Here is a 21,497-nt window from a genome sequence, read left to right as displayed (position 1 = left end):
TTCAAATCTTCCTTATACTTGCAATCGTAAAACCTAAACCATTATTAACTATTTAAAAATTGAGCAAAGTATGAATACTTACAGTTTTAGAAAAGATTTACTTGCAGTGCAAGAAGAACTGCTTCGCTTTGCATACAAGTTGACAGCCGACCGGGAAGAAGCGAATGATTTGTTGCAAGAGACATCTCTCAAGGCTTTGGATAACGAAGACAAATTTGAACCCGACACCAATTTCAGAGGTTGGATGTATACCATTATGCGCAACATCTTTATCAATAATTACCGGAAAATAGTTCGCGAACAGACTTTTGTGGACCAGACGGACAATCAGTATCACCTCAGCATGCCCCAGGACTCTGGTTTTGCCAGTACCGAGGGTGCCTACGACCTGAAAGAAATGCATCGCATCGTCAATGCCCTTCCACGCGACTATAAAGTCCCTTTCTCCATGCATGTGTCCGGTTTCAAGTACCGCGAGATTGCCGAACGCCTCGGCCTTCCGCTCGGAACGGTGAAAAGCCGCATCTTCTTTACGCGCCAGAAGTTGCAGGATGAATTGAAAGATTTCATCTGATAATAATTTGATAGTAGCAATATGATATATAACATATTGCTTATGATGAATTTTTAAGGGTTGTTCTTGACTATATGTCAGAATAATCCTTTATATTTGTATATGTTAAGTTAACCGAAGGAAAATCTCTTATTATTGACTATGATGAAAAAGGAAATTAAATTCAGTCTTGTTTACCGGGACATGTGGCAGTCGTCCGGTAAGTATCAACCCCGGGTAGACCAGTTGGTACGTATTGCTCCGTTGATAGTTGAAATGGGTTGTTTTGCACGCGTTGAAACAAACGGAGGAGCTTTTGAGCAGGTAAACCTTCTGTATGGTGAAAATCCCAACAAGGCTGTACGCGCCTTTACCGCACCTTTTAGGGAAGCAGGCATACAGACGCATATGCTCGACCGCGGGCTAAATGCACTGCGCATGTATCCCGTTCCGGCAGATGTGCGCCGGCTGATGTACAAGGTGAAGCATGCCCAGGGTGTGGACATTACCCGTATCTTCTGCGGATTGAACGAGACGCGGAATATAATTCCTTCTATCAAATATGCTCTGGAAGCGGGCATGATACCGCAGGCTACGCTCTGCATCACGTATTCTCCCGTCCATACGGTGGAATACTATGCCAGTATTGCCGACCGGTTGATTGAAGCCGGGGCACCTGAAATCTGCTTGAAGGATATGGCGGGCATCGGACGTCCGGGTATGCTGGGACAGCTTGTCAGAACCATTAAGGAGAAGCACCCCGATGTGCTGATACAATACCACGGGCATAGCGGTCCCGGACTTTCCATGGCTTCCATTCTCGAAGTCTGTGAGAACGGTGCCGACATCATCGATGTGGCGATGGAACCCATGTCGTGGGGCAAGGTTCATCCGGACATCATCTCCGTGCAGGCCATGCTGAAAGACCTGGGTTTCCAAGTGCCCGACATAAACATGAAAGCCTACATGAAAGCCCGTGCCATGACGCAGGAGTTCATTGACGAGTTCTTGGGTTATTTCATGGACCCCACCAATAAACATATGTCCTCACTCTTGCTGAAGTGCGGTTTGCCGGGTGGCATGATGGGCTCCATGATGGCCGACTTGAAGGGAGTGCATTCCGGCATCAACATGATACTGCGCGGTAAGAACGAGCCGGAACTCAGTCTGGACGACCTGCTCGTCATGCTGTTCGACGAAGTGGAATATGTATGGCCCAAGCTGGGTTATCCTCCTTTGGTGACTCCTTTCAGCCAGTATGTGAAGAATGTGGCTTTGATGAACCTCATGCAGCAGGTAAAGGGAGAGGAGCGTTGGACGATGATAGACAACCATACGTGGGACATGATTTTGGGCAAGAGCGGACGCCTCCCCGGTACTTTAGCGCCCGAGATAGTGGAACTGGCCAAGTCCAAAGGCTTTGAGTTCGTGGATACGGACCCGCAGCTGAACTACCCGGATGCTCTGGATACATACCGGAAAGAGATGGACGAAAACGGTTGGGAATATGGCGATGATGACGAGGAACTCTTCGAGCTTGCCATGCACGACCGACAGTATCGCGACTATAAATCCGGCGTTGCCAAGAAACGTTTTGAGGATGACCTGCAGCGTGCCAAGGATGCGGCAATGGCCAAAAACGGATACTCGGAAGAAGAAATCAAGAAGCTGAAGCGTGCCAAGGCAGACCCGATAATCGCGCCTTCCAAGGGGCAAGTGCTTTGGGAGGTTTCCGTCGAAGGTCCTTCTTCTGCTCCTTTCATCGGACGCAAGTACCAGCATGATGAGGTGTTCTGCTACATCTCTACGCCGTGGGGCGAATACGAGAAGATATGGACCGGATTTACCGGACGTGTGGTGGAAGTCTGTGCCAAGCAAGGGGATGTGGTCAATAAAGGGGATGTGATTGCTTATATCCAGCGAAGTGATATTTTTGCATAAAGTGGAGGATGACTGTTTTTCAGTCATCCTTTATCATCCAGCCATTTCTTGATGGTTTCCTTCAGCACTTCTTGAGTGAAGGGTTTGGTAAGGAAGTCGTTGCAACCTGCTTCCAGGGCAGCTTGCTTGTCGTGCTCGTAGGCATAGGCTGTAAGGGCGATGATGGGGACGTCCGGTACCAGTTCACGGATGATGCGAGTGGCGTCGATTCCGCCAAGGTTGGGCATTTTCATGTCCATCAAGATGAGGTCGGGGTGGACTTCCTCGAACATCGTTACGGCTTCCATGCCGTCTTTGGCATGTTTCAGCCGATAGAGTCGGCCTAAAATGGCGTTAATTAGGATGAAGTTGCTTTCTGTATCTTCGGCAATCAGGATGGTCTTGAAAGGAGGGGTAGGGAGTGCTCCGACCTCTTCATTCTTCGGGGAATCTCCGGGGGCTGCATTTTTGCCCCTCTGCTCTGTGGAGTGTGTCTCTGCTGTCGTTTCCTGGTTGTCCTCTTCTTTCTTTTCCGCCTCTGTTTTGCTGGTGGATTCCAGCGGGAGAACAAAAGTAAATGTGGTGCCTTTACCCACCTCTGAAGTGACGGATATGTTGCCACCCAGACGTTCGATGATGGTTTTGCAGATAGAAAGTCCCAATCCGGTGCCCTGGGCAAAGTTGTTCACCTTGACGAAACGTTCGAATACCCGGTCCACCTTGTCCGGTGCAATGCCCATACCCGTATCGGTGACGTGGAATGCTACATACTTGCCTTCCCGGCGATACCCGTAACTGATGTGCCCGCTGGTGGTGAACTTGAAGGCATTGCCTATCAGATTGGAAATGACCTGGAAAATCCGGTTCTTGTCTCCGTCAATCACGATATTCTCGTCAGAGGGTTCGTATATCAGTTCCACTCCTTCGGGACAGCGGAAAATATGTGCGTCGTGTATCTCCTTGCAGAGTGGATGGAGGCGTACGGGCGTGATGGTGAACTCCACGATGCCCGATTCTATTTTTGATAAGTCGAGGATTTCGTTAATGAGCTGGAGCAGGCGTTCGTTGTTCGATTCCACTATTTCGTAATAGCCTAGCCGTTCTTCCTCGTCGGTACTTTCGGCAATAATTCGTGAGAAGCCTACAATGGCATTGAGCGGTGTGCGTATCTCGTGGCTCATGTTGGCGAGAAAGGCAGATTTGAGCCGGTCGGAGGTCTCGGCTTTCTCCTTGGCTACGAGCAGTTCCCGTTTCATCTGTTCCATTTCCGTGATGTCCCATTCGATGTTCAGCAGGATGGGGGAGAAGTCGTTGCTTTCAATCTTCATCTTCCGTTTGTCCAGATAGATGGGATTTCCGTTTCCGTCGCGTTCTTCCGCAATCCAGTGCATCTCTTTGCCGGTTCTGGCTATTTCGATGTCTTGCGCCCTCTTTTCCTGAGCAGTCTCCAGAGGATAAAAATCGAAGTCGTCCTTTCCCAATGCCTCTTGTATGGGGATTTCGCGGTTATACGATTCGCGGTTGCGGTAGAGGTACTTGAAGTTGTTGTTGATGTCCTTCACAACAATGCCTGCCGGGAGGTTTTCGATGATTTTGTCCAAAATCAGGTAGAACTGTTTGATTTGTTGCTCATGCCGGATGCGTGTGGATACATCCCTTCCGAAAGTCCAGACCGTCCCTTCGCCTTTGTCACTCGTCACCCAATAGGCGTTTCCTTCTATGGCGAGTACTTCCGGACGCAGTGGCAACGGATTGTGAACAATATAGCCTTGGGAGGTTTCTCCGCGTTTGACACATTCTGCAAATTCTTTCCACGATTTTTTGTCTCTTCCATACGAAGGCAAGTCGTATATTTTCAGTTTCGTGATGTCTTGGGTATTGCCGATGCCATGCCGCTCCTTGAAGCAGCGGTTGCCGAATATCAGTGTACCGTCTTCGTGTGCCGAGTAAATATCTTCGGTGGAGTTGTCGATGGCATGCGTCAGCAGGTTGATGTCGTTGCGCCGTTGCTGAATGTCGGTGATATTCTGTATATATCCTTCCAGAATGGTATTTTTGTCTTTATGATATTCGCGTGCAAAGGCCTTGAGACGTATATAGAAAATCTTTTCCTGGAGCAGGATGCGATAGTCCACACTGTTTTCCATTTTCCCTTTCAGGTTTTCTTTCAGCCAGTTGGTGAAAGATTTCCGGTCTTCGGGAAGTATCAGTTTCAGATAGTCGTTCAGATTGATTTCTTGTGTCTCCTCTGTGCATAGGATATTGGTGTGTCCGGCATATTTGAAGTTCTTGGTGTCTGAATCGTATTGCCAGTTTCCGATAAGCGCAGCTTTTTGGATTTCATTCAGCTCTTGGTTTTTTCTTTCGAGTTCCAGCTTGCGCTGGCTGCGTTCCGTGATGTCGCGGTATTGGCAGAGTACCATTCCGTCAAAAGGGGACATGATGCACTTGAAAAAATAATTGGTACCGTTTAGGGCCATTTCGTAGTTATGGATAGAGCGTATTTTGTGCGTCAGTACTTTTTTAAAGTCCGGATAGATTTGGTTATAAGTGGATAAGGGCATTAGTTGGAACAGATTCTTGCCCAGCAACTGGTCTTCCTTCAAGAACCAGAGATTGATGTTGTAAACTGCAATATCCACACAAATACCGTCTTTGTCCAGAAGAATCATGGTGTCGGACGTCAGCTTCAACAGTCTCTCAGCGTTTTCAGCTTGTTTCAAAATGTTTTTCATTCTTACAGTATTAGTTTCATGCCCTTCTGGCCTTCTCCCATGCGCCGCTTGCATTGCCTGTGCGCTTGTGCAGGTAGTTGAATCCTCGTATGACGTTGACGTTCATGAAGAGGAAATAGTAGGGGATGAAAAGTATCTTGTTTTTTATATGCTTCATTGAAAGGTAGTACCCCCAACTTCCCATGAGGTAGAAAAGAGCTTGTAACAGCCAGATGATGGCATACAGTAATGGCGTGCTTGTCGTAAAGATGAGAATTGTGTTGAGGGGAAGCAATAGGAACAATAGGATAGGAGTGAGCGACCAGCGCAGCACCCGGTGGGAAATATATTGGAAACAGAATGTGCCGTAACGGAATGGGTTGAGCAGCGGACGCAGCCGCCAGATGGATTGCAAGCCCCCGGCAGCGATGCGCACCTTGCGCTTTTCTTCTTCGCGCATGTCTGCCGAGCCGCTTTCTACGGCATAGGCATTGGCACAATAGGCAATGGTGTGTCCCTGCATGACGATGCGCAGGGAGAGTATGAAGTCGTCGAGCAGCGTATCTGTCTGCATTTCCTCGAACAGCTCGCGGCGCACGGCAAACAGTTCACCCGCTGCGCCTACTGCCGAATAGAGGCGTGCGTCGAGCGCTTTGAGGGTGGATTCGTATTTCCAGTATAGCCCTTCTCCCCCCGAGGCAGCATTGTCCTTGCTTTGCACGGCGATACGTTTTTCGCCTGCCACGCATCCCACTTTAGGGTCGGTGAAGGCGTGCACTATCTCCCGCAGGGCTTCGCGGTTGAGGTGAGTATTGGCATCGGTGAACACGACAAGGGGCGTTTCTACGAAATGTATACCGCGGTTCAGGGCGGCTGTCTTGCCTTGGCGTTGGGGTTGGTGGAGGACGATGGCTTGCGGCCAGTGGGAGAGGCGTTCGTTGGTATGGTCGTTGCTGCCGTCGGTCACCCAGAGGATGCGTAGCTTGTCGGCGGGATAATCCAGCTCCAGGCAGTTGTGCATTTTTTCATCCACTACATCTTCTTCGTTGTAGGCGGCGATAAATAGCGTCAATGGGGGTAAAGCATCGTCGGCAGGCATCGGACGGGGCGCAGGCTTACGGAAACATTCTTTTATCTTGACCAGGATATATAATAGTATACCATATCCTATATAAGTATAGAACACTATGAATAAACTTATCCAGAAGAGTACTTCAAGGGCTTTCATGTATCCGCTCGTTTGCTTTCTTTTTTGATAAAAAGAAATGTGATTGCCAAAAGTATGGATAATCTTTTACCGATGCAAGAAAAAGAAAAGAAAAATAAAATGTTTGTTTCTCAAGGTGTTCCGATGTTATAAGGAAGTGGGCTTCCTATAGAGGTGAGCTTGAATAACCTTGTGAGTGAGAGGCGATTAAAGGCTTTCAATCATCATTCTCCATAGGAAAGGGATGGGCAGGTAGGCAGGGCGTTACTCAAAACGCTTCTGTCATATTGAAGTAAAACAACATCTGGTTGTTTACCGTGTTTTTGCCTAAATCCAGGCGGACGTTCATGCGTGGCTGTACCTCAATGCGTAGACCTACACCATAGTTGGGCAGTACACCCTCTATCTTGCCGGGAGTGGGGCCCATGAAGCCGCAGCCGGTCCAGGCTACAAAACCTATGTGGTTGAGCATCCGCTTCACCCAAGTGCTGCGGTCGGTATTGAGCATCTGCCGGTATTCTGCCATGACCACGTGCGAGGACTTGTCGCGATACTGCCCCATGTAGTAGCCGCGCAGATCGAAAGGCGTTCCGGTGAGGGCATATTGCGTCAGAGGGACGTCACCGAACACGTTCTTGGTCTGTGCCGTCCACGCGAGTACCCTGCGCTTGCCCAGTGACTTGTATTGGCGGTAGTCTATCTCTAGGCGGTAGAAGGTCTGGTCGCTGCCGATGAACTTGGCGTACATCATGCCGCGGAAATCCAGATACATGCCACGGTAGGCGTTGGCAGGGACGTCACGGCTGTCGTATGTCAGCAGGAAACCGAGGCCGGAGTTGAAGTTGTTATAGCCATTAGCCGTACCGCCTGCTTCTTTGTACGAAGGTTCGTCCACCAAGAACTTGCCGGGCTCCGTCAAGTGGTCGTAATTGATGTCGATTTGAGGTCCGGCAAAGATATTGCTGTTGCCCAGTCGGAAAAGGAACCAGGGGTTGATTTGCACGCCGCTGTACCGGTATTTGCTGGTACTGTCGCTTCGTACATAATCTTTATTGGTATTATAGCCGATGCCGTAAAAGTTTTCTTCCGTATTTTTATAGCTGAACTTTCCGAAGATACGGAAACGGTCGCCCTTAAAGAAGAGTTGCGGTTTGGAGAAGAGATTGATGCCACCGTTGAACATGAAGGCGATGGCCATGGGCACTACGGAGCGCAGCTGCGTGGTGTCGCTGGGGTTCATGCGGAAGGTCATTAGGGCGCTTCCTCCCAGCACGGCACCGAAGTCGGGGGTGTAGCTGGGTCCGCCCAGAATATTGTAATGCAGATTCCGACGCGCTACCTTTTGCTTGCGTAGTTCTTTTTTGGTCAGTGCAGGAACGTTGTCGTTTGTGGCGGCCGCAGTCTGTTCCTGGGCATAAAAGGTGGTGGCGAACAGCACCAGTGCGATAATGCTTAGTATATATCTTTTCATGTCGTACGAAATGTGGGTGCAAAGGAAACTATTTTATCCCGAATAGTTTTCACTGTAATAGATAATAAATCTAAAGATGTCACTAAAATTATCAAAAAAGACATTACTTTTGTCTGCTTCACGAAGCAAGACATCAATAACTAAAAACACATAATCTGAATGAAGAAACGATTTTTATCTGTAATTGTTCTGAGTGCCGCACTGTTCTCTGTGCAGGCACAAGAGGGAAAAGGGGGTATCAGCCCCGAAATGCTTGGACAAATCAAGCAAAGTTATCAAGGCACGGCTGCCGACAAGGCGCTCCGCAATGCCATAGGCAATAATGACATCCGTAAACTGGCACTCAACCAGGAGAATATGCAGGGCATGGATACCCACTTCTCCATCAAGGTAGAATCCAAAGGCATCACCGACCAGAAGTCGTCTGGCCGCTGCTGGCTGTTTACGGGGCTGAATGTGATGCGTGCCAAGACCCTTGCCGAATACGGTTTCCAGTCTTTCGAGTTCTCCGAAGTCTATCCCTTCTTCTGGGACCAGTTGGAGAAGGCAAACCTCTTCTTGCAAGGCATCATCGACACCTCCAAGAGTCCCCTGACTGATAAGACCGTAGAATGGCTCTTCCAGCATCCGCTGAGCGATGGGGGTACCTTTACTGGTGTGGCCGACATTGTTTCCAAATACGGCCTTGTTCCCAAAGATGCCATGCCCGAAACAAACAGCAGTGAAAATACCTCCCGCATGGCCAACCTCATCTCTCTGAAGCTGAAAGAGTATGGTCTGCAACTGCGTGACATGGCTGCCGCCGGTGCCAAGCCCGAAGCTCTGGAGAAGGAGAAAACTACGATGCTCGGAACCATCTACCGCATGCTGGTGCTGAACCTCGGTGTACCTCCCACGGAGTTCGACTATGTCCGCCACGATGCCAAGGGTAATCCTGTGGAGACAGAGCATCACACTCCCATGTCTTTCCTTGAGAAATATGGAGACAAACAACTGCTGACCAACTACGTAATGCTGATGAACGACCCCAGTCGCGAGTATTACAAGTGCTATGAAATAGACTATGACCGCCACCGTTACGACGGCAAGAACTGGACTTATGTCAACCTGCCCGTAGAGGACATCAAAGAGATGGCCATTGCCTCCTTGAAGGACAGCACCATGATGTACTTCTCTTGCGATGTGGGCAAGTTCCTGAACTCCGAACGCGGTCTGCTCGATGTGAAAAACTATGACTACGAATCACTGATGGGCACCACCTTCGGGATGGACAAGAAGCAACGTATCCAGACTTTCTCCAGTGGCTCTTCCCACGCCATGACCTTGATGGCCGTTGACTTGAACAAAGACGGAAAGCCCGTAAAGTGGATGGTAGAGAACAGTTGGGGAGCCGCTTCCGGTTATCAGGGACATCTCATCATGACCGACGAGTGGTTCAATGAATACATGTTCCGTCTGGTAGTGGAGACAAAGTATGTTCCCGCCAAAGTGATGGAACTGTTTAAACAAAAGCCCGTCCGCCTGCCGGCATGGGACCCGATGTTCGCTGAAGAAAAGTGATGATAAGGATTAGGGATTAAGGATTAGTGGGCTGCACTATGATTCCGCAGGGTATTAATCCCTAATCCTTAACCCCTAATCCTTGTTCTCGTGTTCGTTAACGAAAGGGATTACGGAAATTTCTCCGTAATTCCTTTCTTTTTTACTCTTTATTCACGTTCTTTTTTGCTACTTTTGCGGCAAATTAATGAAACCATTATTTTAAATAAACGCATGGCAAATGTAATTAAGTTACGTAAAGGCCTTGACATCAACCTGAAAGGCGCTGCTGCCCAGGAACTTGTGTCTGTTAAGGAACCGGGATTCTATTCGCTGGTTCCCGATGACTATACAGGCATCACTCCGAAAGTGGTGGTCAAAGAGCAGGAATATGTGATGGCCGGGGGACCCTTGTTTATCGACAAGAATCATCCTGAATTGAAATTTGTTTCGCCCGTTAGCGGCGTAGTGACAAGCGTGGAGCGTGGTGCACGCCGCAAGGTGCTGAACATCGTCGTAGAGGCTGCCACTGAGCAAGACTATGAGGAATTCGGCAAGATGGACCCGTCCAAGATGAGCGGCCAGCAAGTAAAAGAAGCTCTTTTGCAAGCAGGTATGTTCGCTTTCATCCGCCAACGTCCGTACGACGTTATCGCTGATCCGACGGTAACTCCGAAAGCTATCTTCATTTCGGCTTTCGACAGCAATCCGCTGGCTCCCGATTTTGAATTCGCGCTGAAGGGAGAAGAAGCAAACTTCCAGACGGGACTCGACGCTTTGTCAAAGATGGCAAAGACGTATCTGGGTATTAGTGTAAAACAAAAGTCTGCTGCTCTTGTGCAGGCAAAGAACGTTACCGTAACAGCTTTCGACGGACCACATCCGGCAGGCAACGTGGGTGTACAGATTAACCACATCTCTCCGGTAGTGAAGGGTGAAACGGTCTGGACCATCAGTGCCGAAGCCGTACTCTTCATCGGACGTCTGATGAATACCGGTCGTGTGGACATGACCCGTACGGTGGCTGTAACGGGTTCCGAAGTGTTGAAACCCGCTTATTGCAAGCTGAAAGTCGGCGCTCTGTTGACGAACGTTTTCAAAGGTAACGTGACTACCGACAAAGACCTCCGCTACATCAGCGGCAACGTGCTGACCGGTAAGAAAGTTTCTCCGAACGGCTTCCTCGGCTCTTTCGACAGCCAGCTGACCGTTATTCCCGAAGGAGATGAAATCCATGAAATGTTGGGTTGGATTATGCCGCGTTTCAATCAGTTCAGCGTCAACCGCTCTTACTTCAGTTGGTTGATGGGCAAGAAGGAATATGTGATAGATGCCCGTATCAAGGGTGGCGAACGTCACATGATTATGTCCAACGAATACGACCGTGTGTTCCCGATGGACATCTTCCCCGAATATCTGGTGAAAGCAATCATTGCAGGTGATATCGACCGTATGGAGGCTCTGGGTATCTACGAAGTAGCTCCTGAAGACTTCGCTCTCTGCGAATTCGTATGTTCTTCCAAGGTGGAAGTGCAGCGCATCGTACGTGCAGGACTCGATATGCTTCGTGCCGAAATGGCATAATCGGGGCATATGGCAAATCGTAAAATGTAAATCGTAAAATCGTAAATATATTAATGAAAGCGTTAAGAAATTATCTCGACAAGATAAAGCCGAACTTTGAGGAAGGCGGCAAATTCCACGCATTTCGTTCGGTGTTTGATGGCTTCGAAACATTCCTGTTCGTGCCCAATGCCACTTCGAAATCGGGAACGCATATTCACGACTCCATTGACAGCAAACGCATCATGTCGATGGTGGTCATTGCGTTAGTACCGGCACTGCTGTTCGGTATGTATAACGTAGGTTACCAGCATTTCCACGCTACCGGTGCTGCCGGAGGCTTCTGGGAAATGTTCATCTACGGTTTTCTGGCTGTATTGCCAAAAATCATTGTATCTTATGTAGTAGGTCTCGGCATTGAGTTCGTAGTGGCTCAGTGGAAGAAGGAGGAGATTCAGGAAGGTTTCCTGGTTTCCGGTATCTTGATTCCGATGATTGTTCCGGTAGATTGCCCGCTGTGGATTCTGGCGGTGGCTACTGCATTTTCTGTAATTTTTGCTAAGGAAGTATTCGGTGGTACGGGTATGAACGTGTTCAACGTAGCTTTGATTACCCGTGCATTCTTATTCTTTGCTTATCCTACGAAGATGTCCGGTGATGCCGTTTGGGTATCGGGCGACAGTATCTTCGGTCTGGGACAGTCGGTAGATGGTCTGACGGTAGCTACTCCGTTGGGTGCAGCCGCTACCTCGGGCGCCGTTCCGGAGTTCTCCTGGGACATGGTGACCGGCCTTATTCCGGGTTCTATCGGTGAGACAAGCGTTATCGCCATCGCTCTGGGTGCCATTCTGCTGTTGTGGACGGGTATTGCAAGCTGGAAGACGATGTTCTCCGTATTCGTAGGCGGTGCCTTCATGGCATGGGTGTTCAATGCAATCGGTCCCGACACTCCGATGGCACAGATGCCTTGGTACGAACACCTCGTGCTGGGTGGTTTCTGCTTCGGTGCCGTGTTCATGGCTACCGACCCCGTTACATCGGCACGTACAGAGACCGGTAAGTATATCTTCGGATTCCTGATTGGTGCCATGGCTATCATTATCCGTGTGCTCAACCCCGGTTACCCCGAAGGTATGATGCTTGCCATCCTGCTGATGAATATCTTCGCTCCGCTGATTGACTATTGTGTGGTACAGGGCAACATCAGCCGTCGCGAGAAACGTGCAATCAAGTCTAACAATTAAATACCGGAAAAGAAATGAATACCAATAGTAATAGTTATACTATCATTTATGCTTCGGTAATGGTTGTTATCGTTGCATTCCTGCTGGCATTCGTAAGTTCTTCCTTGCGCGAGACGCAGAACAAGAATGTGGAACTTGACACGAAGAAGCAGATTCTTGCTGCACTCAACATCAAGGACGTGAAGGATGCCGAAGCTGAATATAATAAATATGTAAAGGGCGATATGCTGATGAACGTTGACGGTACTCTGACAGAGAATACCGGTGCATTTGCTACCGCTTACGAGAAGGAAGCCAAAGAAAATAACCGTCTGCACGTATTCGTGGCAGAGGTTGACGGTGAGAAGAAATATGTATTTCCCGTTTACGGTGCCGGTCTTTGGGGCGCTATTTGGGGATATGTTGCACTGAACAGCGACAAGGATACCGTTTACGGTGTTTACTTCTCCCATGCCAGTGAGACTCCGGGTCTGGGTGCCGAAATTGCCAGTGCGCACTTCCAGGGAGAGTTCCCCGGCAAGAAAACGTTGGAGAACGGCGAGGTAGTCCTCGGTGTTGTGAAGAACGGCAAGGTAGAGAAACCTGACTATCAGGTGGACGGCATTTCCGGTGGTACCATCACTTCTGTAGGTGTGGATGCCATGTTGAAGGCTTGTCTGAGCAGCTACAAGAACTTTTTAACTAATAATAATGAGGAGGAATAAGAATATGGGACAATTGTTTTCAAAGAAGAATAAAGAAGTATTCTCTACTCCGCTGGGACTGAACAACCCCGTTACCGTGCAGGTATTGGGTATCTGTTCTGCTTTGGCTGTTACTGCCAAACTGGAGCCTGCCATTGTGATGGGTCTTTCAGTGACGGTGATTACAGCATTCTCCAATGTAGTGATTTCACTGCTGCGCAAGACGATACCCAACCGTATCCGTATCATCGTTCAGCTGGTGGTTGTTGCCGCGTTGGTAACTATTGTAAGTGAGATTCTGAAAGCTTTTGCTTACGATGTAAGTGTGCAGCTTTCTGTATATGTAGGTCTGATTATTACCAACTGTATCCTGATGGGACGCTTGGAAGCATTTGCCATGCAGAACGGTCCCTGGGAATCTTTCCTTGACGGTGTGGGTAATGGTTTGGGATATGCCAAGATTCTGGTAATCGTAGCCTTCTTCCGCGAGCTTCTGGGTTCGGGAACGCTGCTCGGTTTCAACATCTTGAACTATGAACCTCTGCAGAAGTTGGGCTATGTGAACAACGGCTTGATGCTGATGCCGCCAATGGCGTTGATTCTCTGCGCTTGCATCATCTGGTATCAGCGTGCACGTCACAAAGAATTGCAGGAAAAGCAGTAATAAATAAATGAAGAATGAAAAATGAAAGAATGAAAAATGGGCTGCTCTGCTGCAGTACAAGTTCTCATTGCTTTAATTCTTTAATTCTTTAATTCTTAATTTATCGAAGAGATATGGAACATTTAATAAGTTTATTCGTCCGCTCTATTTTTGTGGACAACATGATATTCGCGTTCTTCCTCGGTATGTGTTCTTACCTTGCCGTATCGAAGAATGTGAAGACTGCCGTAGGACTGGGTATCGCCGTAACTTTCGTGTTGGTGGTTACGCTTCCGGTCAACTATTTATTGCAGACCAAGGTGCTGGCTGCCAACGCAATCATTGAAGGCGTTGACCTCAGCTTCCTGAGCTTTATTCTTTTTATTGCTGTAATCGCAGCTATCGTTCAGTTGGTGGAAATGATTGTAGAGCGTTTCAGCCCTTCGCTGTATGCTTCACTGGGTATCTTCCTGCCGCTGATTGCTGTAAACTGTGCCATCATGGGTGCTTCCCTTTTCATGCAGCAGCGCATCACGCTGGGTGAGAGCGACCCGAAATTCATCGGTGGCATTGCTGATGCTGTCTCTTATGCGTTGGGCTCCGGTATCGGTTGGTTGCTGGCTATCGTAGGCTTGGCTGCCATCCGTGAGAAAATGGCCTATTCTGACGTTCCTGCTCCGTTGAAAGGGCTGGGCATCACGTTTATCACTGTAGGTCTGATGGCAATGGCATTTATGTGTTTCTCTGGTTTGAACATCTAAAAGAAAGGAATAAAACAATGGATATGAATATGATATTAGCAAGCATTGGAGTATTCCTCGTGGTTGTCATCCTGCTTGTTGTTATCCTGCTGGTTGCCAAGAATTTCTTGGTGCCTTCGGGTAATGTAAAACTGACTATCAATGGTGATAAGGAACTGGACGTAGCTTCCGGTTCTACATTGCTGAATACGCTGTCTGTAAACGGTGTGTTCCTTTCCTCCGCTTGCGGTGGTAAAGGTTCCTGCGGACAGTGCAAATGCCAGGTAATGGAAGGTGGGGGTGAAATCTTGCCTTCTGAGACTCCGCACTTCAGCCGTAAGCAAATACAAGATCACTGGCGTCTGGGTTGCCAGGTGAAAGTGAAAGGCGATATGGCCATCAAGGTTCCCGAAAGCGTACTGGGCGTAAAAGAGTGGGAGTGCGAGGTTATCTCCAACAAGAATGTGGCTACGTTCATCAAAGAGTTCATCGTTGCATTGCCCAAAGGCGAGCACATGGATTTCGTTCCGGGTTCTTATGCGCAGATTAAGATTCCTAAATATTCGATGGATTATGATAAGGACATCGACAAGAGCCTTATCGGTGATGAGTATCTGCCTGCATGGGAGAAATTCGGTCTGCTGGGCTTGAAGTGCCGCAATGACGAAGAAACCATCCGTGCCTATTCTATGGCCAACTATCCTGCCGAAGGCGACCGCATTATGCTGACGGTACGTATCGCCACGCCTCCGTTCAAGCCGAAAGACCAGGGCCCGGGCTTCATGGATGTAATGCCGGGTATCGCTTCTTCTTATATCTTTACCCTGAAACCGGGTGATAAGGTAACCATGAGTGGCCCTTACGGAGACTTCCATCCGATATTCGACTCCAAGAAGGAGATGATGTGGGTCGGTGGTGGTGCTGGTATGGCTCCGTTGCGTGCACAGATTATGCACATGACGAAGACACTGCACACTACAGACCGCGTGATGAATTACTTCTACGGTGCACGTGCATTGAATGAAGTGTTCTATCTGGAAGACTTCCTGCAGATTGAAAAGGATTTCCCCAACTTCAAGTTCCATCTTGCACTGGACCGTCCCGATCCGGCAGCCGATGCAGCGGGCGTGAAGTACACTCCGGGCTTCGTACACAACGTAATTTACGAGACTTACTTGAAAGACCACGAAGCTCCCGAAGACATCGAATACTACATGTGTGGTCCCGGCCCGATGTCGAAGGCTGTTGAGAAGATGCTCGACGACCTCGGCGTTCCGGCTCAGAACCTGATGTTCGATAACTTCGGTGGATAATCTTCCTTGTCCGTCTTGAGATAAAAAAACTCCGGCGTGGCCTTCAGGGCTTTGCCGGAGTTTTTTGTTCGGGGCATTTCTTCTCTATTGAAAGAAAGTGGAGTGGATTCTTCGTCGCTTTTTCTTTATTCCTTGATATGAATCAGTGCATTTGCCAGAATGGCTGTTATTTCTCCGGTGGTAATTCCTGTTGACACAGACCTCGTATGAATGGTTCTTGGTGAAGGAGAATGCGGTCTTTCAGAGTTTTCATGTTGGATGTTTTATTGAATGTTATCGTTTTCCTCTTCTGTTTCTTCTTGAATGGTGTCTTTGGGCAGCAATCTTGGAGAAATGCGTTTCTTGGGAGTGAGGCTCATGCCTTTCAGCATTTCGGCCTGGCGTACTACACTGCCGTTACCGTCCGAGAGCTGGTTGAAGGCTTTATCGTAATCCCTTTGCAGGCTGGCCAGCCGGTCGCCGATACCGAGGAAGGTGTCGGTAAAGCCTGCGATTTTTTCATATAAGATGGTGCCGCGCTTGATGATGGCCTGCACATTCTTTACCTGGTTCTCCTTCTTCCAAAGGTCGAGCGAGAGGCGCAGGGCGCTAATCAGGTTGGTGGGGCTCATTAGTACCACCTTTTTGTTGTAGGCATATTCCCAGAGGTGGGCATCGCTTTGGATGGCGAGGAGGTAGGCACCTTCGGTGGGGATGAACATCATAACGAAATCCGGTGATTGGGCGTCGTAATGCGAGTAGTCTTTATGGCTGAGCTCGTCGATGTGGGAGCGGACAGATTGCAGGTGTGCTTTCAGGAAGTGTGCCTGCTCCTCCTTGCTTTCGGCAGAGGTGTAGGCAGCATAGGCAGTCAGCGACACTTTGGAGTCGATAATCATTTCCCGTTCGTCGGGGTATTTCACGATGATGTCGGGCTGCATCTTCTGCCCGCTTTCCTCGTTGATGATGGCTTCGCCCCGTTCGTCTTTTAGAAACTCCTGGCGGAAGTAGTGTTTGCCTTCAATCAGTCCGGAGGCTTGCAACAAACGTTCCAGAATCATTTCGCCCCAGTTGCCTTGCATTTTGGAGTCTCCTTTCAGGGCACGGGTCAGGTTGTTGGCATCTTCGCTGAGGCGGTTGTTCAGTTCCACCAGTTCCTTGATGCGTTCACCCAGCGAGAAGCGTTCTTTGGCTTCGGTGCTGTATACTTGTTCCACCTTTTGGCGGAAGTCCTTCAGGTTATCGCCCAGCGGGCGGAGCAGATTGCCCAGGTGTTCGGTATTCAGCCTGGTAAAGTCTTCGGCTTTGCTCTGGAAGATACGGTTGGAGAGATTCTCGAACTCGGTGTTCATGCGCTTGTGCAACGCTTCGGCTTCTTCCTTCTGCAGCTTCAATAATTCTATTTCCTTCTTTGTCCCGCTGATTTCTGCCCTCAGTGCGGCAGACTTGCGGTCTGCCGCCAGATAGCCGACTACGGTTCCGATGATTATCCCTATAATCAGTAATACTATCTCCATAGGTGTTTTGAAGTGTCCGCCTTATTGTGTCAATATTTCGTTTCCGTCTTCAGTAATCAGGATTTGGCTTTCCCATTGGGCAGAAGGCAGTCCGTCGTCTGTGCAGACGGTCCATCCGTCGGCTTCGTCGATAAAGACTTCGTAGCTTCCCATGTTAATCATCGGTTCGATGGTGAACGTCATGCCCGGCACTATCAGCATGCCCGTACCACGTTTGCCGAAGTGTTCCACATCCGGTTCTTCGTGGAACTTGACGCCGCAGCCATGTCCGCAGAGGTCGCGTACCACGCTGTATCCGTTCTTTTCCGCATGCTCCTGGATGGCGGCGCCTACGTCACCGAGGCGTGCCCAGGGCTGTGCGGTCTGTATGCCTATGTCACGGCATTCTTTGGTGACCTGTACCAGTCTCTGCATGTCGGGGCTGACTTCGCCAATCATGAACATGCGTGATGCGTCGGCAAAGTAACCTTTGTAAATGGTGGATACATCGACATTTACAATGTCACCGCTTTTCAGGAATTCCCTGGTGCTGGGAATGCCGTGGCACACTACATCGTTGATGCTGGTACACACACTTTTGGGGAAGCCTTCGTACATGAAGGGGGCGGGGATGGCGTCGTGGTCTGTGGTGAAGCAATACACCATATGGTCAATTTCAGCTGTGGACATACCTTCGCGAATGTTCTCGGAGAGATAATCCAGCAGGGCCGTGTTGATTTTGGCGCTTGCGCGGATACCGGCCAACTGCTCCTCGGTGCGGAGTGCGCTTCGCATCGGCAGTTTATATCCTTCTTTCTTATAATGTTGAATTTTGGCTTCTACTTCGTCGGAATAGTTTTTAGGAGTAAACCGGACTCCTTTCATGAACTTTTTCATTGTCTTTTCTTTTTTATGAGACTGCAAAAATACACAATAATGCAGGTGCTTGTACTATCAAGAGCCGAAAAAACATTCGTTTTCTTTATCCCGATACCAGCTTAGAGGGTATTCACCACTTCTATTTCGCTTCTTGAACTGTCTATCCTCCGTACTTGTATCTGGGTCTTTATGCGCTCTTTCAGTCCTTCCACGTGACTGATGATGCCTACCTTCTTGCCACCCATCTGGTGCAGTTTTTCCAATGTGTCCATAACGGTGTTCAGATAGTCGCTGCTCAGTGTGCCGAAACCTTCGTCGATGAACAGTGTGTCTACCGAGAGGCTCTGGCGGCTGAGGGAAGAAAGTCCGAGGGCAAGTGACAGAGATACCAGGAAGCTTTCGCCGCCCGACAAGGTGCATGCCGGACGTGCCGAGCCTCCTTGATGGAAGTCGCGCAGCAGGATGGTGAGCGAACCGGCCTGGCACTCCAGTTCGTAGCGGTCGGTCAAGCGTTGCAGATAGAAATTGGCGCCTGCCAGCAGTTCTTTCAAGACGAAGCTCTGGGCTATGTTGCGGAAGTTCTTTCCCCGTTCGTCACCGAAGTGGCGGCAGAGGCGGTCCCACTTCAGATACTCTTCGCGCAGCCGGTCGGCACGTTCCTTTTCTTCCTTTATCCGGTCGATGTTGCGGGTGTTTTCTTCCAGGCGTAACTTCTGCTGGCCGATGGATTGGTTGCCGGCGGTTATCTTTTCTTCGAGATTCGCGATGAGTGCATCCAGGGTTTCGAGGTTTTCGTTTTCTTCTATTTCGGGCTTCCGGTTGATGTGCTCTTCCACTTGTCCGGTGGCCAGATGAAAGGAGGTCGATGCAGCTACTTCTTCCTCTTTAAGTGTCTGCAGTGAGGCACGCAATGCTTCTATCCGGGAGCCGGACCAAGCGGATAGGACGGTGATACGCTCCTCGTCGAGAGTGGGGTTGGCGGCATAGAACCCGGTTAAATCCTTTTGCAGCCTCGCCATTTGGTCTGCGGTGGAGGATATGCTTTGTTTCAGTCCGCTTGCTTGTGTATTCAGATTATTCCAGGCAATCCCCAGGTCCTTGATTTCCATTTCCTGTGTTGCTGCAGGTGCGTTGCGCCAGTCGGGGAATGCGGCATCGATGCTTTCCTTGTTGATGTTTATCCCTTCCAGCTCTTTGTGGATAAGGGCAATGGCGGATTTCAGTTCTCTTTGTTTTTCCTGCGCCAGACGGTAGTTGCGCGTAGCTTGCGTCAGGCGGTCAATAAAGGAGAGGGGGGAGTTCTTCCATTCCGTGTTCCATCCTTCCCAGAGGATGTGGGGAGTGACGCGGTCCATGGTGGCACGTATGTTCTCCTTTTCGTTGGCGGTGAGCGACTTGTAATTGACGATGCTGTTTTTCAGCTCATTCAGCACTCTGTCGGCAGAGTTGAAGGCTTGGCGTGCAGCGTCCACATGTTTTTGGCATTCGTCCTTTTGCCGTTGCAGAGCTATGATTTGTGCGCTGAGCTTTTGAACTTCAGTGAGCTTTTCGTTCAGTTTGTCTGCTTCCAGCTTGTTCTCTTCCAGTAGCTTCTTCAGGGTTTCGCCGGTGGTTGTGGAGAGGCCGATGCCGTTGCATTGGGCGCATTTGGCTTGTGCGTCAGTACGGGCAAGGTTGTAGCTCCGGAGCGCTCTTGCTGTGGACTGACGGGCATTCTCTGCCAGCGTTCCGTAGGTCTTGGATTCTGTCCGGTTGTTGTTCAATGCCTGCTCGGCTTCCTTGTATTCTTTCTCTTTTGTTTCCAGGGAGGTGCGTATGGGAGCAAGGACAGACTGGAAATCTTCATCTTTGCAAAGCGATTTTATTTCTTGTCCGCACACGGGGCAAGTATCCCCGACGGCAAGCCGGGAACGTGCTTCCTTTGCCCACTCTTCTACGGCTTCCTTTTGCTTGTCGTAGAGGGTGCGGATGTCATCATAACTTGTTTTCCTGCTGTCGAATGCCGTTTGCAGGAGGACGTATTGCTTTTGGCACGCCTCCACTTTGGCGTTCAAAGCCTTTTCGTTTTCCTTTGCCTCGTTCAGTGTCCTTTCCGTTTCAGCCAGTAAAGACAAGGCGCTCAAGGCTTGCAGCAGGTTCTCCCGTCCGGCATCGAGTTTGTTTTTCTTGTCTTGCAGGGCAGGGCGGTCCATGGTTTCAAGCTGCTTGTTCCGGAGGTTTATTTCGTTTTGCAATGTATGGTTCTCTTGTTCTTTCCGGGTGAGGGCAGCTTCCTTGTCGGTACGCTCCTTGACTTTTACGGGTTGTTGCGCGGCAAGTCTTTCAAGGTGCGCGTTGTAGGTGTCGATGCGTGTTTGGGCATCGAGTGCGGATTTTAGGCCGGTAATGATGGATTGGCTTTGCTCGAACATGGGCAGTAAGGGCGAATGCTCTTGCAAGTACTTCTCGGCACGATGCAGCTTGTCTTCTTGCTCTTCCAGGAAACCGCATAGCCACTTGCTTCCTCCGTCCAGCAGGGCAAAGGATGCTCTTAGCATTCCGGCTTGTGCATGGTTCTGTTGTTGCTGCTGTTGCTGCTGTTTCAAGGTAGAGAGCCAGTTGCGGGCGTCGGCGGTGGCATTCCATTCTTTAATCAGGAGTTCTTTCTGTTTGAATTCGTCCGATTGCAGTTGCGCTTGCTTCCCTTCCCACATCTTCTTTTGCTGTTCACGGGTGAGGAGGAGTTCGGAGTATTTTTTCAGCCAGTCCCTTTTTGCGAGGGCGATGGTTTTCTGCTCATAGGCTTCCTTGACTCCGGCATTTTGCGTGGCTATGGCTTCCTTGATTGTGGAGATTTCTTCTTCTGCCAGGATGTGGATGCCTTCCAGCTTCCGGTTCTGGTTTTCGTATTCCGTCCGTCTTTCCTTGGTGGCGGCATATATTTCGGCACCTATTTCGGAGTAGATACTTGTACCGGTCAGCTTTTCCAGAATATCCGATTTTTCGCTTTCCTTGCTTTGCAGGAACTTGGTGAAGTCGCCTTGCGCCAGCATGGTGGTGCGGCAGAATTGTTCGAAGGTCAACCCCACTGCAGCTTGTATTTCTGCCTTTATCTCATTCTTTTTGTTGAGCTGTGCGCCGCTTTTCTTGTTTTCCAGTGTCCAGCGCACATCTTGCACGGCTCCTGAAATCTTGCGGTGTGCCCGTGCCACGTACCATCGGGCGGTGTAGGGCGTTTCGTTCGAGCCGGTAAACTCCAGCTCCGTCCATGCTTCACTGGTGTTACGGCGCATCAGTTGCCGGCTGTCGTTGATGGCAACATCTTCCTTTTTGGCAGAGAAAGTCTGGTTCAGGTCTTTGTATTTTTCGTTCTCGGCATGGTCCATGCGGGGCGTTTCGTTGTAGAGTGCCAGGCAGATGGCGTCGAGAATGGTTGTCTTCCCTGCACCCGTCTCGCCGCAGATAAGGAAAAGGGATTCCTCGCTTAGCGGTCCGTTCTCAAAGTCGATGACGGCATCTTCTATGGAGGCAAGGTTCTTTATGGTCAGTTTCTGGAGTTTCATGTTCCGGACAA

General features: G+C 49.5%; 15 protein-coding genes. 9 read left to right on the top strand and 6 right to left on the bottom strand.

Annotated features, from left to right (window positions below; all coding sequences use genetic code 11):
• Positions 1 to 70 precede the first annotated feature (70 nt).
• Positions 71 to 574, top strand: a complete 504-nt coding sequence (locus tag DWY55_RS10830) for an RNA polymerase sigma factor (RefSeq protein ID WP_005828302.1) — start codon at positions 71 to 73, stop codon at positions 572 to 574.
• Positions 575 to 718: 144 nt separating this feature from the next.
• Positions 719 to 2,494, top strand: coding sequence for a biotin/lipoyl-binding protein (locus DWY55_RS10825; RefSeq protein ID WP_025835515.1), 1,776 nt, complete (start codon positions 719 to 721; stop codon positions 2,492 to 2,494).
• A gap of 23 nt (positions 2,495 to 2,517) precedes the next feature.
• Here the strand turns inward: DWY55_RS10825 and DWY55_RS10820 are convergent, their stop codons facing one another.
• The 3 genes from DWY55_RS10820 to DWY55_RS10810 form a co-directional block, all read right to left on the bottom strand.
• On the bottom strand, positions 2,518 to 5,208 hold the full coding sequence (locus DWY55_RS10820) for an ATP-binding protein (protein WP_005828305.1): 2,691 nt from the start codon (positions 5,206 to 5,208) through the stop codon (positions 2,518 to 2,520).
• A gap of 16 nt (positions 5,209 to 5,224) precedes the next feature.
• Positions 5,225 to 6,415: a glycosyltransferase family 2 protein gene (locus tag DWY55_RS10815; protein ID WP_005828306.1), complete on the bottom strand. Its 1,191-nt coding sequence runs from the start codon at positions 6,413 to 6,415 to the stop codon at positions 5,225 to 5,227.
• A gap of 247 nt (positions 6,416 to 6,662) precedes the next feature.
• Complete coding sequence (locus tag DWY55_RS10810) at positions 6,663 to 7,865, bottom strand: BamA/TamA family outer membrane protein (RefSeq protein ID WP_117878203.1); 1,203 nt, start codon at positions 7,863 to 7,865, stop codon at positions 6,663 to 6,665.
• A gap of 159 nt (positions 7,866 to 8,024) precedes the next feature.
• Here DWY55_RS10810 and DWY55_RS10805 point away from each other — a divergent pair, with 159 nt between their 5' ends.
• The 7 genes from DWY55_RS10805 (at position 8,025) to nqrF (ending at position 15,590) form a co-directional block, all read left to right on the top strand.
• On the top strand, positions 8,025 to 9,425 hold the full coding sequence (locus DWY55_RS10805; RefSeq protein ID WP_117680791.1) for a C1 family peptidase: 1,401 nt from the start codon (positions 8,025 to 8,027) through the stop codon (positions 9,423 to 9,425).
• 213 nt (positions 9,426 to 9,638) lie between these two features.
• Positions 9,639 to 10,988, top strand: a complete 1,350-nt coding sequence (locus DWY55_RS10800; RefSeq protein ID WP_005828312.1) for a Na(+)-translocating NADH-quinone reductase subunit A — start codon at positions 9,639 to 9,641, stop codon at positions 10,986 to 10,988.
• Positions 10,989 to 11,041: 53 nt separating this feature from the next.
• Positions 11,042 to 12,211 (top strand): NADH:ubiquinone reductase (Na(+)-transporting) subunit B, encoded by a 1,170-nt coding sequence (locus tag DWY55_RS10795; RefSeq protein ID WP_005828314.1) that lies wholly within the window; start codon positions 11,042 to 11,044, stop codon positions 12,209 to 12,211.
• Positions 12,212 to 12,225: 14 nt separating this feature from the next.
• Positions 12,226 to 12,915, top strand: a complete 690-nt coding sequence (locus DWY55_RS10790; RefSeq protein ID WP_044468080.1) for a Na(+)-translocating NADH-quinone reductase subunit C — start codon at positions 12,226 to 12,228, stop codon at positions 12,913 to 12,915.
• A 4-nt stretch (positions 12,916 to 12,919) separates the two neighbouring features.
• Positions 12,920 to 13,558: an NADH:ubiquinone reductase (Na(+)-transporting) subunit D gene (locus DWY55_RS10785; protein ID WP_005836455.1), complete on the top strand. Its 639-nt coding sequence runs from the start codon at positions 12,920 to 12,922 to the stop codon at positions 13,556 to 13,558.
• A gap of 113 nt (positions 13,559 to 13,671) precedes the next feature.
• The gene (nqrE, locus tag DWY55_RS10780; RefSeq protein ID WP_005828321.1) at positions 13,672 to 14,298 is read left to right on the top strand and encodes an NADH:ubiquinone reductase (Na(+)-transporting) subunit E; all 627 of its coding nucleotides are present in this window, start codon (positions 13,672 to 13,674) and stop codon (positions 14,296 to 14,298) included.
• Between the two features lie 17 nt (positions 14,299 to 14,315).
• Entirely contained in the window at positions 14,316 to 15,590 is a 1,275-nt protein-coding gene (gene nqrF, locus DWY55_RS10775) for an NADH:ubiquinone reductase (Na(+)-transporting) subunit F (protein WP_016272690.1), read from the top strand.
• Positions 15,591 to 15,853: 263 nt separating this feature from the next.
• On the opposite strand, the gene DWY55_RS10770 is transcribed toward nqrF, so the two are convergent.
• The 3 genes from DWY55_RS10770 to DWY55_RS10760 form a co-directional block, all read right to left on the bottom strand.
• Entirely contained in the window at positions 15,854 to 17,086 is a 1,233-nt protein-coding gene (locus tag DWY55_RS10770; RefSeq protein ID WP_022401050.1) for a DNA recombination protein RmuC, read from the bottom strand.
• A 21-nt stretch (positions 17,087 to 17,107) separates the two neighbouring features.
• Positions 17,108 to 17,962 carry a type I methionyl aminopeptidase gene (gene map, locus DWY55_RS10765; protein WP_005828329.1) on the bottom strand — a complete coding sequence of 285 codons (855 nt, stop codon included), beginning with the start codon at positions 17,960 to 17,962 and terminating at the stop codon, positions 17,108 to 17,110.
• Positions 17,963 to 18,063: 101 nt separating this feature from the next.
• Entirely contained in the window at positions 18,064 to 21,486 is a 3,423-nt protein-coding gene (locus DWY55_RS10760) for an AAA family ATPase (RefSeq protein ID WP_120178086.1), read from the bottom strand.
• Positions 21,487 to 21,497 lie beyond the last annotated feature (11 nt).

The sequence above is a fragment of the Bacteroides sp. AF25-38AC genome, assembly GCF_003602995.1.
Taxonomy (GTDB): domain Bacteria; phylum Bacteroidota; class Bacteroidia; order Bacteroidales; family Bacteroidaceae; genus Bacteroides; species Bacteroides uniformis.
Note: the sequence above shows the minus strand (reverse complement) of the source record. Positions and strands in the feature narration are given on the sequence as shown.